The organism is Chromohalobacter sp. HP20-39 (assembly GCF_033052815.1).
Lineage (GTDB): Bacteria > Pseudomonadota > Gammaproteobacteria > Pseudomonadales > Halomonadaceae > Chromohalobacter.
This window is the reverse complement of the sequence record NZ_JAWHTP010000566.1, coordinates 1-280: the sequence shown is the minus strand read 5'-3', so window position 1 is coordinate 280 and position 280 is coordinate 1. Positions and strand designations below refer to the sequence as shown.

At 61.4% G+C, this 280-nt stretch carries 1 protein-coding gene; it reads right to left on the bottom strand.

What is annotated here, in order from left to right; all coding sequences use genetic code 11:
• Nucleotides 1-256 (bottom strand): fimbria/pilus periplasmic chaperone (locus tag RVY79_RS19220; protein ID WP_317466160.1); only part of this gene is annotated, 256 nt, incomplete at its 3' end.
• Between the last annotated feature and the right edge of the window lie 24 nt (nucleotides 257-280).

The window sequence follows — 280 nt, the reverse complement described above, 5'->3', positions numbered from 1 at the left end:
CAGACTTGGCAGAAGGCGTGGGCGGAATGTCCAGCACGTTCAGCCAGTACAGGCTCTCGCGATCCTTCGGCAGGTCTGCTGCAGTCGACAGGATGCGCAGCACCTGGCTCTTACCTTGATCAAGACGGAACATCGGGGGCCGCAACACGAAGGGCGCATTCGCCGCTTCCGGTGTCGACCGTTCATTGCTGCCATCGTCTGTCCATGCCTGGACCAGTGCAGCACGCTTGCCGGTGTTCTGGACTCGGACGGTCACGTCACGTTCCTTGCCCGGAAAGAG